This is a genomic window from Rhizobacter sp. P2_D12, from assembly GCF_056404395.1.
In genome coordinates, this window is the sequence record NZ_JBFUEB010000085.1 from 1 (window position 1) to 13,047 (window position 13,047).

6 protein-coding genes and 1 pseudogene are annotated in these 13,047 nt (G+C 68.4%); 1 reads left to right on the plus strand and 6 read right to left on the minus strand.

The window, feature by feature from the left end:
* The 6 genes and pseudogenes from AC1DYN_RS23915 to AC1DYN_RS23940 all read right to left on the minus strand — a co-directional run.
* Positions 1 to 1,051, minus strand: a pseudogene (locus tag AC1DYN_RS23915) (excinuclease ABC subunit A); the annotation flags it as partial.
* Positions 1,038 to 1,697 (minus strand): HAD family hydrolase, encoded by a 660-nt coding sequence (locus tag AC1DYN_RS23920; RefSeq protein ID WP_477963699.1) that lies wholly within the window; start codon positions 1,695 to 1,697, stop codon positions 1,038 to 1,040. The gene AC1DYN_RS23920 and the pseudogene AC1DYN_RS23915, both read right to left, overlap by 14 nt.
* A 367-nt stretch (positions 1,698 to 2,064) precedes the next feature.
* Positions 2,065 to 2,394: a hypothetical protein gene (locus AC1DYN_RS23925; RefSeq protein WP_477963701.1), complete on the minus strand. Its 330-nt coding sequence runs from the start codon at positions 2,392 to 2,394 to the stop codon at positions 2,065 to 2,067.
* Positions 2,391 to 2,774 (minus strand): hypothetical protein, encoded by a 384-nt coding sequence (locus tag AC1DYN_RS23930; RefSeq protein WP_477963703.1) that lies wholly within the window; start codon positions 2,772 to 2,774, stop codon positions 2,391 to 2,393. The genes AC1DYN_RS23925 and AC1DYN_RS23930 overlap by 4 nt, the downstream gene beginning before the upstream one ends.
* Before the next feature lie 109 nt (positions 2,775 to 2,883).
* Positions 2,884 to 3,483: a hypothetical protein gene (locus AC1DYN_RS23935; RefSeq protein ID WP_477963705.1), complete on the minus strand. Its 600-nt coding sequence runs from the start codon at positions 3,481 to 3,483 to the stop codon at positions 2,884 to 2,886.
* Positions 3,484 to 3,486: 3 nt separating this feature from the next.
* Positions 3,487 to 8,631, minus strand: coding sequence for an RHS repeat domain-containing protein (locus AC1DYN_RS23940; RefSeq protein WP_477963707.1), 5,145 nt, complete (start codon positions 8,629 to 8,631; stop codon positions 3,487 to 3,489).
* A gap of 682 nt (positions 8,632 to 9,313) precedes the next feature.
* Between AC1DYN_RS23940 and AC1DYN_RS23945 the strand changes: the two genes are divergently transcribed.
* Positions 9,314 to 12,976: an IPT/TIG domain-containing protein gene (locus tag AC1DYN_RS23945; RefSeq protein WP_477963709.1), complete on the plus strand. Its 3,663-nt coding sequence runs from the start codon at positions 9,314 to 9,316 to the stop codon at positions 12,974 to 12,976.
* The last annotated feature ends 71 nt before the right edge of the window (positions 12,977 to 13,047 follow it).

The window sequence follows — 13,047 nt, forward strand, 5'->3', positions numbered from 1 at the left end:
GCCGGGCCGTGTCCTGGCGCGCGGCCTTGCGGGTCAGCGTGGCGGCGTCGGCGGCTTCGTCGAAGCGCCCTTCGGCGGCCGGTGCCAGCAGCTCGGCCAGGCGGTCCAGCGGCAGCTGCGACAGCGTGCCGATGTCGACCCCGGCGAAGCGCACCGACAGCGCCTCGCGCTTGAGCCGCTTGCCGTCGCACACCGGGCACAGGGCGCCGGTCATGAAGCGGGCGACGCGCTTCTTCATCAGCGCGCTCTGCGTGGTCGCGAAGGTGTGCAGCACGTAGTTGCGCGCGCTGGTGAAGGTGCCCTGGTAGCTCGGCTCCGCCTTGCGGCGCAGCGCGGCGCGCGTCTCGGCCGGCGTGAAGCCGGCGTAGACGGGCACGGTGGGCGTCTCGTCGGTGTAGAGGATCCAGTCGCGCGTCTTGCGCGGCAGCTGGCGCCACGGGATGTCGACGTCGTGGCCCAGCGTSACCAGRATGTCGCGCAGGTTCTGGCCATGCCAGGCGGGCGGCCAGGATGCGATGGCGCGTTCGCGGATCGTCAGCGAGTCGTCCGGCACCATGGATTTCTCGGTGACTTCGAACACGCGGCCGAGGCCATGGCAGTGCGGGCAGGCGCCCTGCGGCGTGTTGGGCGAGAAGTCTTCGGCGTACAGCATCGGCTGCTTCGGCGGGTAGTGGCCGGCGCGCGAGTACAGCATGCGCACGAAGCTCGACAGCGTCGTCACGCTGCCCACCGACGAGCGCGTGCTGGGCGTGCCGCGCTGCTGCTGCAGTGCGACGGCCGGCGGCAGGCCGTCGATCGAATCGACCGCCGGCACGCCGACCTGGTCGATCAGGCGCCGCGCGTACGGCGCCACCGATTCGAAGTAGCGGCGCTGCGCCTCGGCGTAGAGCGTGCCGAAGGCGAGCGAGGATTTGCCGGAGCCGGACACGCCGGAAAACACCACCAGCGCATCGCGCGGGATGTCGACGTCGACGTTCTTCAGGTTGTGCTCGCGCGCGCCGCGCACGCGGACGAAGCCGTCGGTGCGCGCGGCGGGGTCAGTCCGGGCCATGCGCGGGGAACCAGGTGTCGAGGTGGGGCAGGGCGTCTTGCAGCGACAGCAGGTGCATCAGCGACAGCGCGGCATCGGGTGTCTTCAGGTCGGGCACCACGACCACCTGCAGGCCGGCGGCGCGTGCGGCGGCACAGCCGTGGTCGCTGTCCTCGAAGGCGAGGGCGGTGTGCGGGTCGATGCCGGCGCGCTGCGCGGCGAGGCGATAGACGGCCGGGTCGGGCTTGCCGCGCGGCACCTCGTCCCCGCCGGCGACGGCGCGGAAGAACGGCGCGATGCCGGTGGCGGCGAGGCGGCGGCGGACTTCGGCGATGCGTGTCGACGAGGCCAGCGCGCAGGGCACGCCGCGGTGTTGCAGGGCCTGCAGCAACGCGAGGGCGCCGGGTTTGAGCGGGAAGACGAGGCCGGTTTCAGGGGCGAGGCGTGCATGCGCATCGCGCTGCACGCTGGTGAATGCCGCCGCGCTGCCGAGCAGTTCGGTGAGCCTGAGGTTGGCTTCGGACTCGGCTCGGCCGACCACCGACACGTAGTCGGTGGCACTCAACGCAAGCTGCAGCGCCTGCGCCGAATCGACCCAGGCATTCATGATGGTGCGCTCGGAATCGAGCAGCAGGCCATCCATGTCGAAGATGGCGGCGGTGAACATGTCGGGGATTGTCCCTGACGGCCCGCAATCGCATGGTTCGAGGGTCACTGCGTTCCGCTGATGTGGCCGGTGTTGCACTTCAGACTCGAGATGGCCAAACAAACTGCTGCTGCAATTCGAGGCCGTGAGCCAGCTCTCCGCACAGGAGCAGCCCGTGATGCGTGAGGTGTTGGAGAGCCTGATCATCAAGTACCAGGCCAGGCGCTGGGACTCCGCCTGCGTCAATGCCACAGCAGCGCCAGCGAAGAAGGCTGCTACTCCACGGAAGAAGGCAGCTGGCAAGCGATCAACGCCACACCTCGACGCTTCCAGATGAACCAAGGGCCGCGAGCGGCCCTTGGTTTTGATCGTTTGCCCGCGAGGCAGATCACTCCACCTCGTACTCCTCACCGAAGAGCCCGAAGCCTTCTTCCAAGTACGTCATGACTTTTCGAGCATCTTCCCGCGTTTGCAGAACCACATCATCGAGACTCAACGAGATTGGTGCATTGAGCGCCTGAGCGGCGAATCGGACATCCGTCACCGTCAGCAGGCCATCGAAGCCACCGACAACCACCGGAAGCACCCCATTGTTCGGGAACGAACACACGATCGTGTTTCCCACCTGGGGGACCGCAGGCAGGTCAAGTTCGCCCGAGACGCGGCCAAATGCACCCGTCGAACCATAGAACAAGCTCAGATCAATGTAGATCTTCATGGATTAGATGGAGCGTGAGGGACATAGAGATCGGCAGACATAGCAATTTCCTGGCTCATGTCACAGCCCATCTTCTGACCCAGCGAGATCATGGCGTTGATCGCCGCGATTCGCCCATCCAAGTCTGGGATGTGGTTAAGCCAAGTCGTTGACGTGCCCGTCACTGCCTTGTTTGCCACCGAATATGCATTCCTGTAGAGACCACGCTTATCTTGCAGCATTTCATTCATCTTCGACCGCGCGGCAATGATCGCTTGGAAGGCTGCTGCTTTGATCGCATCACAAGGGTCACCGGGACCTGTGCAATGCCGATCAAACTGGCGCTCCTCCAACCGGGTCAGGTCTTTTGGCCTTATCGCCAAGGCGATGGACAGCGCCAACGCCTCAGCAGTGTTGGGGACATTTCGCCCCCTCGTCCAGAAGGTGGCCGCGCTGTTTGCTAGACCCTGCGGATCAGCCCAGCTCAGTCAGTCAGGCACTGTGTCAGGGTCACGTGAGACGCTCAATCAACCTATCTGCTTCGTCTTGTAGTCTTTCGTTCGCCCACTTTCCGCCTGTGCGGCGCGTTCGAAGCTCATCCAGCGAACTGGGGTGTTTGAGATTCCATAGGCCATTCAGTCCGCCGGCTTGCGCCAAGGCAGATTGACTATCCACGCTGCGCAGTAGAAGTTGGAACAGCTGATTTCTGAGAGGATCCAGCGACTCATCCAAGGCGTCGTCGTCCTCATAGGAAAGGACGACGGACAAGTCGTCCCACCACAGCGAAGACTCTTCTGCCAAGTCATCGCGACTCGAAAGAAAATCAAAAAAGAACAGGCCACTCCCGCCCATGACACTGAGCAGCTCTTGTGTGTCTGCCGACGAGCCTGGCCAAAAGACTTTCGACTGCAATCCACCGGCATAGGCGATAGCGCGGAGGCCCCCACGAAGTTCCATGGTGCTCAGCCTTCCAACTACATGTTTCCATTGAGCGTAGAAGGCTTTTAGGAATGAAATGCAATCTTGAGCATTGGCGTCCATCAACCAATCAACATAGCCGTTGTTGTCAACGAATCTGTTGTCAAAGACTTGGGCTTCTGTGATCTTCATGACTCAGAATCTCTTTGGCGCGCTGTACGGTTGTCCAAACGCTGGCGCAGCAAGGTTCAACCATTCGTAAACCTCCGGCGGGAAAGGGCAGCCTTTTTCAAGCGCTTCGTTGACTAGATTTTGCAGGCCCTTCTTGAGATTGGCCCACGCAATGGCGTAGCCTTGCGGGATCTCTCCGGTAGCGCTTTGCTTGCCCTTTCGATCATTGATGAAATGGCGATACCTCTTGTTCATCAGGCCGATCTGCACCTTCATCCGAAAGAGTAGCACCGCGCAATCATTGTCGCCGACAGCTGGACACATGATTCCTGTGGTGCCTGGGGGCGGCCCTGATGGGCCGGGCAGAATGCCTGTTGCCGCTCCGGCAGTGAGTGCAGTACTGCCTGCAGCGACAACGACTACGCCCGACTCTGCAGCCAGCGTGCCTCCGCCAAGAACGTAGGCAAACAACGGTGCAACAAATGCGAGTCGGCCGTCAGGATCGACGCGGCCGAGAGGATCATTGTTCGCGTATGTGTAGGTCGAGGGACTTTCCCCGTCAAGCCCGAGCGGATCACTCTGCGGATATCCGCCCCTCGACGGATCGTAGTGACGGAAGTAGTTGTAGAACAGCCCCGACTCCGCATCCGCATACTGCCCCGGGAACCTCAGGTTCTGCGTGAAGACCCCGAGCCCCTGCGGGTTGGTCTCCGGCGCGGTCGTTCCGAAGGGCTCGGCCAGCCAACGCCAGCGCACCTGGTTGTTGCGGTCGACCACGATGCGCGGCGCATCCAGGTGGTCGGTGTGGATGAAGTACACCAGCGGTGTTCCACTGGGGTTCACCGGGTCCGGCGTGAACATCGCCACCGGCGTGTGCTCCAGCCACACGTACTCGCGGATCGCGTTGCCTGCCTGGTCGTACTCCCCGAGCAACTGCCCGTCGAGGTCGTACACGAAGATCACCGTGCTCGATGGCCCCGCGCTCGTCACCTTGCGCACGCGCCGGCCATCGGCGTCGTAGGTGTAGGTCGCGGTGCCCGCGGCGGTCGTGATCGTCTCCAGCTGCCCGCGCAGGTTGTAGGTGGCGGTGTAGTTCGAGCTGTCGCTGGTCGTGTTGCCCGCGCTGTCGTAGCCGAAGCTGCGCACCGGGTTGCTGATGGCCGTCAGCCGGTTGCTCGTCGCCTCGGTCGTGTACGTGCTCGGCTCGCCGTTCAGGCTCACGCCGGTGCGGTTGCCGTTGGCGTCGTAGGCGATGCTCCAGGTCGAGTTCGCGGTGGCGATCAAGGTCAACCGGCTGTTCGCGTCGTATGAGAACACCTGGTCCAGCGCGGTCTGCGGCGCGCCATCGGTCGCGTTCAGGTGCGTGAAGCCCGTGATGCGCAGCGCCGCGTCGTAGCCCAGGTCGCGGTAGTTCGCGCCCAGCCGATGGCGCACCAGGCGCCCGCCTTGGTCGAAGTAGCGCTCCTGCCGCAGCGCGGTGCTGTCCACCGCCCCGGTCATCCCCCAGGTCCACCCCCGCCATGTGCCGAAGGGCTGCCACTGGATGTCGTTGAGCAGCGGCTGGGTGTTGCCTCCCGCGCCTCCCGCGCCTCCCGCGCTCWGCGCCAGCGTCAGCGCCCCGATGCGCCGCCCGGCGTAGCCGATGCCCACCTGCCGCCCCGACGGGTACGTGATGCTCGTCAGCCGGCCCAGCGTGTAGCCGTACTGCACCGTCGTGGTCACGGCGTTGCCGTTGGCCCCGCCGGCCGCGTTCACCGTCTGCGTCGCCTGCGTCACCCGGCCCAGCGGGTCGAACTGCCAGCGCGCGCTGCCGTTCGGGTGATCGGTGCGTCCGAGCCGCCCGATCCCATTGGTGTAGCCCGCGCCCGTCATGTCCCAGCCCCAGCTGAGCGCTTCGCTGCCGTGCCCGCTCTGGCTGTAGGTGGCCGTGATCAGCCGGTTCAGCGCGTCATAGGCATAGCTCTCCAGCACCCCGCGGCTGTCGGTGCGGGTCTTCAGGTTCCCCGCCTCGTCGTACGTGTGGGTGGCGGCTCCCGTGTCCGGGCTGGTGAGCTGGGTCACCTCGCCGAAGCCGTTGCGCGCGTACTGCGTGCTCAGGTTCCGCGGGTCGGTGACCTGCGTCACGCGGTCCCCGCCGTCGTACTGGAAGCTCGTCCTGTTCCCCGCCGGGTCGGTGCTCTCCTGCACCCGCTCCAGCGTGTCGTAGGCCAGCTGCGTCTGCAGGTTCAGCCCGTCCGGGGCCTGCGTCTGCCGCGTCGGGTTGCCCTCGGCGTCGAACTCGTAGCGCTCCACTGCCGCGGCCGCGGGGGCCGGTGGCGCCACGGCACCTTCGTAGCGCTGGCAGCTCTTGCGCACGGATGGCGCCGGGTCCACGCCGAAGGTGGTGGAGGTGCACACCGCAAAACCGTACACCTCGCGCTCCACCCAGCGGGTGTCCGCGCCGTAGCGCACCCGCCACACGCGCGTGGCATTGAAGTCGAAGCCTTCGTTGGCCAGCGCGCTCCAGGTGCCGGGGGGCGCCGTGCCCTGTCCTGCCTCCTGCCCCGTTCCCGCCCACACGCCGTAGGGCAACGCATCGGCCGGGAGCGTCTGCTGCTGCAGCCGCCCCAGCGCATCCAGCACCCGCGCCACGCTGCGCGCGAGCAGTCCCCTCGGGTCGTGCACCGTCAGGCCAATGGTCTCTCCCGCGTTGTCCAGCGCGTAGTCGATGCGGTTGCCGTCGCTGTCGGTGGCCGCTGTCCTGCGGTGCGCCGCGTCGTACGCCAAGCCCACCCAGCTGCCGTCGTGCGCCGTCACCCGCGTGAGCTGGCCCACCGGGTCCCAGGTGTAGGTCGTCGTCTCCGCACCCACCGTGCGCGTGAGCAGCCGCTGCCGCGCGTCGTAGGTGTTCACCGTCACGATCCCGTTCGGGTCGGTGCTGCGCAGCACCTGGCCGTAGCGGTTGTACTTGTCGAAGCTCGTCACCCGCCCCTTGGCATCCGTCACCGACTGCAGGTCGCCGTGCGTGTGATCGGCGTTCGTGTCGCCGAAGTAGCTGAAGCTGTACGAGTCGTCCAGGTCCACGCGCGCGCCGCGCACCGTCAGCACCTGGCCGTCCTGGTTGTAGGTCCAGCGCGTCACGCGCGCCGGCTCCCCGGGGATTGCGCTCGCGCTGAAGCCCAGTTGTCCGTTGGCGTCCGTCGTGCGCTGCACCAACTGCTTGCACAGCACCACGATCGGCTGGCCGTCCGGGAGCACTGCGCTGCCCGGCGCGCATGCTGCCACCGCGTTGCCCTCGGACGGGTCCGGCTGGCCGTTGTAGACGTTCGTCGTGACCTGGCCGGGTTCGGCCACCTTGCTGCGCACGCTCCACTGCGGGTGCCACTGCGTGCTGGTCTTGCGCGCGCCCGCCGGCAGCAATGCGGCGATCGCCGTCGCCGTGCTGCACGCCGCCTGCGTCGTCAGGCCCTCGACGCGCGTGGTCTCCTGCTGGCGTGCGTCGCTCTCGTAGCACGTGCGCAGTCCGTTGACGCTGTCCTGGCTGGCCAGGTTGCCCTTGTCGTCGTAGCTGTGCGTGCGGGTGCCCGCTGCGCTGCCCGATCCCGCCGCCTGCTCGACGCCTTGCAGGAAGTTGTGCCCGTTCAGCGTGCTCGCGCTCCAGCGCTGCGTCACCCCGTTCGGCTGCGTCACCACCACGTCCTGCGGCGTCGTCCAGCGCCACGCCCGCTCCGCCACCGCCCGCCCCGACGTGTGCACCATCTCGATGCCCGGCGCCACGCCGTAGCTCGTCGCGTACCGGCCCACGCCCCCGGCATGCTCGCTGCTGATCGCGTGGCCCGCTGCGTCGTAGGTGAACGTGGCGTACCACACGTCGGCCTCGTCGACGATGCCCGTCAGCGCCCGCACGAAGTTCGCGTCGCGGTACAGGAAGCGCCTGCTGCGCCCGTCCGGCCAGGTCAGCCCGTCCAGGTGCAGCTGCATCCCGTAGTTCACCGTGGTCGTCGCCCCCGCCGCATCCGTGAACCGGTACGGCAGGCCCCGGTAGTGCACGAACTCGTTGCCGTACTCGATGCCCAGCGTGCGCCCGTGGCCGTCGCCGGCACCCACCAGCTGGTCCACGGCCGTGCCGCTGTTGCCGTAGCTCAGCGTCAGGCGCCGTCCGTCGATCCACGCGATGCGGCTGAGCCGGCCCGTGGCGTCGTAGACCTCCTGCGCGTTCGCGCGCAGGTCGTCCAGGCGCAACCCGCCCGCCTGCGCCTCATCGGGCTGCAGCCGGTTGGCGCTGCCGCTGGCCGAGGCGTAGGGGCCACTGCCCTGGCGCCGGAAGACATCCAGCGTGCCGTCGCCGCGCGTCACCTGCACGATGACGGACCCATCCTCGGCCCCGGGCGTGGTGACGATGCGCCGGAACACGCTGGCGTGCCAGCCGGGCCGGCCGAACTCGGAGGCCATCAGCTCGGCCCCGCTGCCGTCGTCGGCGCTGGCATCGGTGTCGCCCGGCGTCTTCGTGATGAACTCGCTGCTGTCGTACGTGAACGTCAGCGCCAGCCCGCCCAGCCCCACCCCCAGGTCCACCGTCTCGCGCTTGACCCCGCGCAGCGGGTGGATCGGGTTGGCCACCGACGGGCCGCCCGCGCAGTTGCACGGCTGGGTGTTCGCCTGCGCCACCACCACCACCGGCACGCATTGCTTCTTCTCGGCATCCGGCGCAAAGCCGTCGGCGCAGCCGCACTCCAATCCCCCCTTGCTCACCGAATGCGCCGGGCACACCCCGTACCACAGCACGAGCGGGCTCCAGTACGCCTCGCCGCCCGTGCCGCCCGTGGAATGGTTGGTGCCCCGCGTCTGCGCGGTGATGTCATCCAGCGGCGCCGGTGCGGTGTCCATCACGCAGGTGCCGGCAATGCCTCGATCGAGCAGGTACCGGCAATGCGCCTTGATGACGTCCAGCGTCGTGTCGAAGCACCCCGGCGCCCATTGCGGCTTGGGCCTCGCGTACGGCTGCAGCTCATTGTTCCAGCCCGAAGCGCCCCAGCACTTCTTGTCCATCATGAAGCTGCCGCCTGCGTGCGCATCCGTCGCCACCGACAGCGTGCCCGCCAGCACCGCCACAACGAACGCCAGCGCGAACGCCAGCCGCTTCGCCATGCGCGGCAACGCCGCAGCGGCGCGCATCCATCTCGTTCTCATCGTCTTGTCCCTGATCCCAATGAACCGGCGCATTGGAGCCAAGGGCAATTCGCTTGGCAACTGGTGCGCATGGCCGTGTCAGCAACGCGCAACAGAAGTACGACCGACTGATCCGGGCGTCTTTTCGCCGTGCTACGCAAATGCTGCTCAATTTCCCACCTCCCGGCACGCCACAGGCATGCGCGAAGGCATCGAACTGAAGGGCGGAGACCGATGAGCCAACGCAGCTTTGCGATTCGGTCAACGAGCCTGCGCGCGCAATCGGATCGAATCGCTTTCAAGTCGTGCAAGAAGTCGCACCCCCCAAATACGTGGGAGATGACTTAAGAAATAAAGATGGCATCCCCCCTGGTGCAAGCCGAATTGCGTGGATAGACTGCGCTTCGAATTCTGGGAGGAGTTCCAAATGGTCCAGTTGCTGAAAGCACGTGTGCCGTTCCAACACGGCACGTCGAAGGCCCCGCTTCTCGTCGCTCGACGAAGTCATTCATGCGCCGCCACGCCTCGCTGGCGCCGCCCCTCGCCGCCGTTGATCGGCTAGCGACAGTCCCCGACCCGCACCTGTCTCCCGCTGCCTGAACCGCAGCCCGAGTCCGGCTTGGCCGTGCCTGATGCACGGCGATGCCGCAGTCCGTCCCTGTCGCCGCTTCAACCGATGTCCTCCCTTCGCGGACCCGAGCCCATGACGCTTCCTGCCTGCCTGCGCGCCAGACTCGCCTTCTCAGCCGTCGTCCTCACGGTGGCCGGGCTGTTGCCGCTGGCCGCGTCCGCGCAGACCGCGGTGTCCGGCGCGATCGGCGGCGACACGCGCTGGACCGCGTCCGACAGCCCCTACCTGCTGAGCGGCGAGGTCGCGGTGCAAGGCGGCGCGACGCTCAGCATCGATCCCGGCGTCACCGTCTACATGGCCGCTGGCGCGCGGCTCACGGTGCAGTCCGGCGCCGTGCGCGCGATCGGCACCGCGGCGCTGCCGATCCGTGTGCTGTCCGACAAGACGCGCCAAGGCCAGGCCGGCGCACCCGGCGACTGGGACCAGTGGGTCTTCGGCAGCGGCACCACCACCAACACGCGGCTCGAGCAGATGGTGTTCGAGCACGGCAAGGGCCTCGCGATCCGCGGCGCGGCGCCGGTGCTGAACTACGTCGACATCCGCAACCAGCAGGGCGCGGCCATCACGGTCGACCTCGCGGCCTCGCCCAGCGGCGTCGGCAACCGCGCCAGCGGCAATGCGTTGAACGGCATCGCGGTGCCGGCCGGCGACGTCACCGGCAGCGTGCGCTGGGGCCTGCGCGGCATTCCCTACGTGATCACCGCCGGCGCGGTGTCGGTCGGCGCCAGCCCGTCGCTCAGCGGCGTGTCGCCCGCGACGGTGGAGCAAGGCCAGACCGTCACGCTGACGGTGAACGGCACGCGGCTCACCGGCCTGTCCAGCGCCGCGTTCGACCGCCCTGGTCTGACGCTGACGCCGTTCAGCGGCGGCTCGTCCTCGCAGCTCTTCATGCAGCTGAAGGTGGATGCGACTGCCACGCCCGGTGCCGCCGGCCTGCGCCTGCAGGTCGATGCGGGCGAGGTGCTGCTGCCCAACGCGATCAGCGTGACCGCCCCGATGCCTGCCATCACGGCCCTCGATCCGGCCACCGTGCTGGCCGGTGCCGGCGCCAGCGAGATCACCGTGACCGGCCGCAACTTCGCGGCCAACTCCGAGCTCACGTTCAACGCCGCCGCGGTGCCGACGGTGGTCGTCAGCAGCACGCAGCTGCGCGGCACGCTGCCCAGCCAGCCCGCGCCGGTCACGCTGCAGGCGCAGGTGCGCACGCCCGATGCGGCGCACCCGGGGCAGTACCTGCTGTCCAACGCGTTCGCGCTGGCGGTGCAGGCGCCGGTGCCGCCCACCGTGGCCATCGAGCCGACGCCGATCGCGCTGCCGCCGGACGGCAAGGCGCGCGACATCACGATCCGCCTGTCCAAGGCCGACTACCGCGACAACACGCTCAACTTCTCGGTCTCGGACACCAGCAAGGCGACCGTCTCGCCGGCCAGCCTCGTGATCCCGGCCGGCCAGACCAGCGCGAAGATCACCATCGTGCCCAAGCTGACCGGCACGGTCACGCTAACCGCCGACTCGACCACGCTGGCGCGCATCAGCGTGCCGCTGTTCATCACCGCCGATTTCCGCGGCGCCAACACCGCCTATGCGTCGCCGGTCGGCGTCGTCGTGCAGTCCAACACGCCGGCCGCGACGCGCCAGGTCACAGCCGTCAACGCGATGGTCGGCGTGGCGGTGGGCGGCGTGCTGTCGCAGGTGGCACCGCGCTCGTGGACCGTCGGCAGCAGCACCGAGATCGCGATCACCGGTGCCGCCATCCCGGCCGGCGCGCAGGTCAGCGTGCTGCCGGCCACCGGCATCACCCTCGGGCCGGTCACGGTGAATGCGCAGTCCAGCGAATTGCGCGTCACGCTGACGACCGCGGCCGATGCCCCGGTCGGCGCCCGCAAGCTGGTGGTGCGCGACGCGGCCGGCAAGGAGGTCGTGTTCGCCAACCCCGCCGTGTCGGTGGTGCAGCTGATGACGGGCCTGCCGTCCATCGAGTCGATCGAGCCGATCTTCGGCAGCCGCGGCCAGCTGGTGAAGCTGGTGGTGCATGGGCGCCACCTGCAGCAAGGCCAGCTGCGCTTCGTGCCCGACACCGGGCTGCATCCGGACAGCGTGCCGGTCGTCAGCGCCAACGGACTGACGCTGAGCGCGCCGCTGCAGATCGATGCCGATGCACCCACCGGCAACCGGCTGCTGCAGGTCGTCACCCCGTCGGGCAGCAGCAGCGCAACGCTGTCGCCGGCCAACACCTTCACGGTGGCTTCGGTGGTGCGCGAGACGCTGACGCCGGTGGCCTCGCGCCTGGTCGGTGTCGTCGTCGGCAATGCCACGCCGCCGGCCGAGCCGGTGCAGCGCCAGCCGGCCTCGACGCTGGTCGGYGTGCTGCTCGGCACCGGCATCACCGAGGTGCACCCGAACACCGGCGTGGTCGGCACCACCACCACCGTCACCGTGCGCGGCGCCGGCCTGCAGGCGGTCAGCGGTGTCAGCATGACGCCGGCCGCCGGTGTCACGCTGGGCACGCCGACCGTCAATGGCGACGGCACGCAGCTGACTGTCGACATCACGGTCGATGCCGCTGCGGCCCTCGGGGCACGCCGCCTGACGCTGACAGCCGCCGGCAAGCCGGTGACCTTCTCGCGGCCCGGCGACGGCAGTTTCCTCGTCTCGGCGCCGGTGCCCGAGCTGACGGCCGTCGCGCCGCAGGTGCTGCAGGCCGGGCAGGGCACCGTCACGCTGACGGTGCGCGGGCGCAACTTCACCAACGTGTCGGCAGTGCGCATCGAGCCGCCGCAAAGCACGCTGATCGGGCCGTTCCAGGTCAACGCCGAAGGCACGGTGCTGACCTTCAACGCGACCGTGGCCGCCGGTGCCGTGTCGGGCAGCCGCGCGGTCGTCGTGACCACGGCCGCAGGCGAGTCCACCTCCACGGTGCAGCCGGGCAACCTGGTGCGCATCGCGACGCAGGTGGGGCCGACCTACGCCGGCATCTCGTCGCTGCCGGTCGGCGTGCTGGTCGGCAGCGGCGTCACGCTGCCGCCGGATCCGGTCAGCCGCTGGATCGGCTCGCCGCAGGTCGGTGTCGTGGTGGGCAGCGCGACGCCTGTCCCGCGGAGCGTCGACAGCACCGCGGCCAGCCCGGCCGTCGGCGTGGTTGTCGGCGCGGTGGCGCAGGCGATCAGCCCGACCGGCTGGCTGCAGGGCGCATCGGGCAGCGTCACGATCGACGGACGCGGGCTCGGCACGGTGACGACGGTCTCCGTGATGCCGGCCACCGGCCTGCTGCTCGGTGCCCCGGTGGTCAACGGCGACGGCAGCCAGCTCAGCCTGACGTTGTCGGTCGCGCCGGACGCGCCGCTCGGCGTGCGCTGGCTGCGCCTGGGCACGGCCGGCGGCGGCGCGGTGGCCTTCGCCAACCCGATGCTCGCGAACTTCGGCATCGGCAGCCTGCCGACCATGACCTCGCTCTCGCCCATCGTCTTCGAGCAGGGCAAGGGCGCGACGTTGGTCGTGCGCGGCAGCAACCTGAAGAACGTGCTGCGCGTCGTGTTCGCGCCGGGCAGCGGCCTGCGCCCGACCAGCGACATCGTGTGGTCGCAGGACGCGCTGGGCGAGCAGCTCAGCGTGTCCGTCACCGTCGACGCCGCCGCGCCGCTGGGCAACCGCGTCGTGCGCCTCGAGGTCTACGGCGGCCTCACCACAGCCGACCCGAACCCCGCCAACACCATCAACGTGGTCGCCCCGCAGTGACCGAGCCTGGATCAGCCATGTCCTTCTTCCATCCTTCTTCACGTCCTGTCGTCCACCCTGCTACGAGGAGC

Bases quoted from the DNA above. Each gene is read 5' to 3' on its own strand.
- AC1DYN_RS23935 (WP_477963705.1), bottom strand. From the start codon at position 3,483: ATGAAGATCACAGAAGCCCAAGTCTTTGACAACAGATTCGTTGACAAC.
- AC1DYN_RS23925 (WP_477963701.1), bottom strand. From the start codon at position 2,394: ATGAAGATCTACATTGATCTGAGCTTGTTCTATGGTTCGACGGGTGCA.
- AC1DYN_RS23920 (WP_477963699.1), bottom strand. From the start codon at position 1,697: ATGTTCACCGCCGCCATCTTCGACATGGATGGCCTGCTGCTCGATTCC.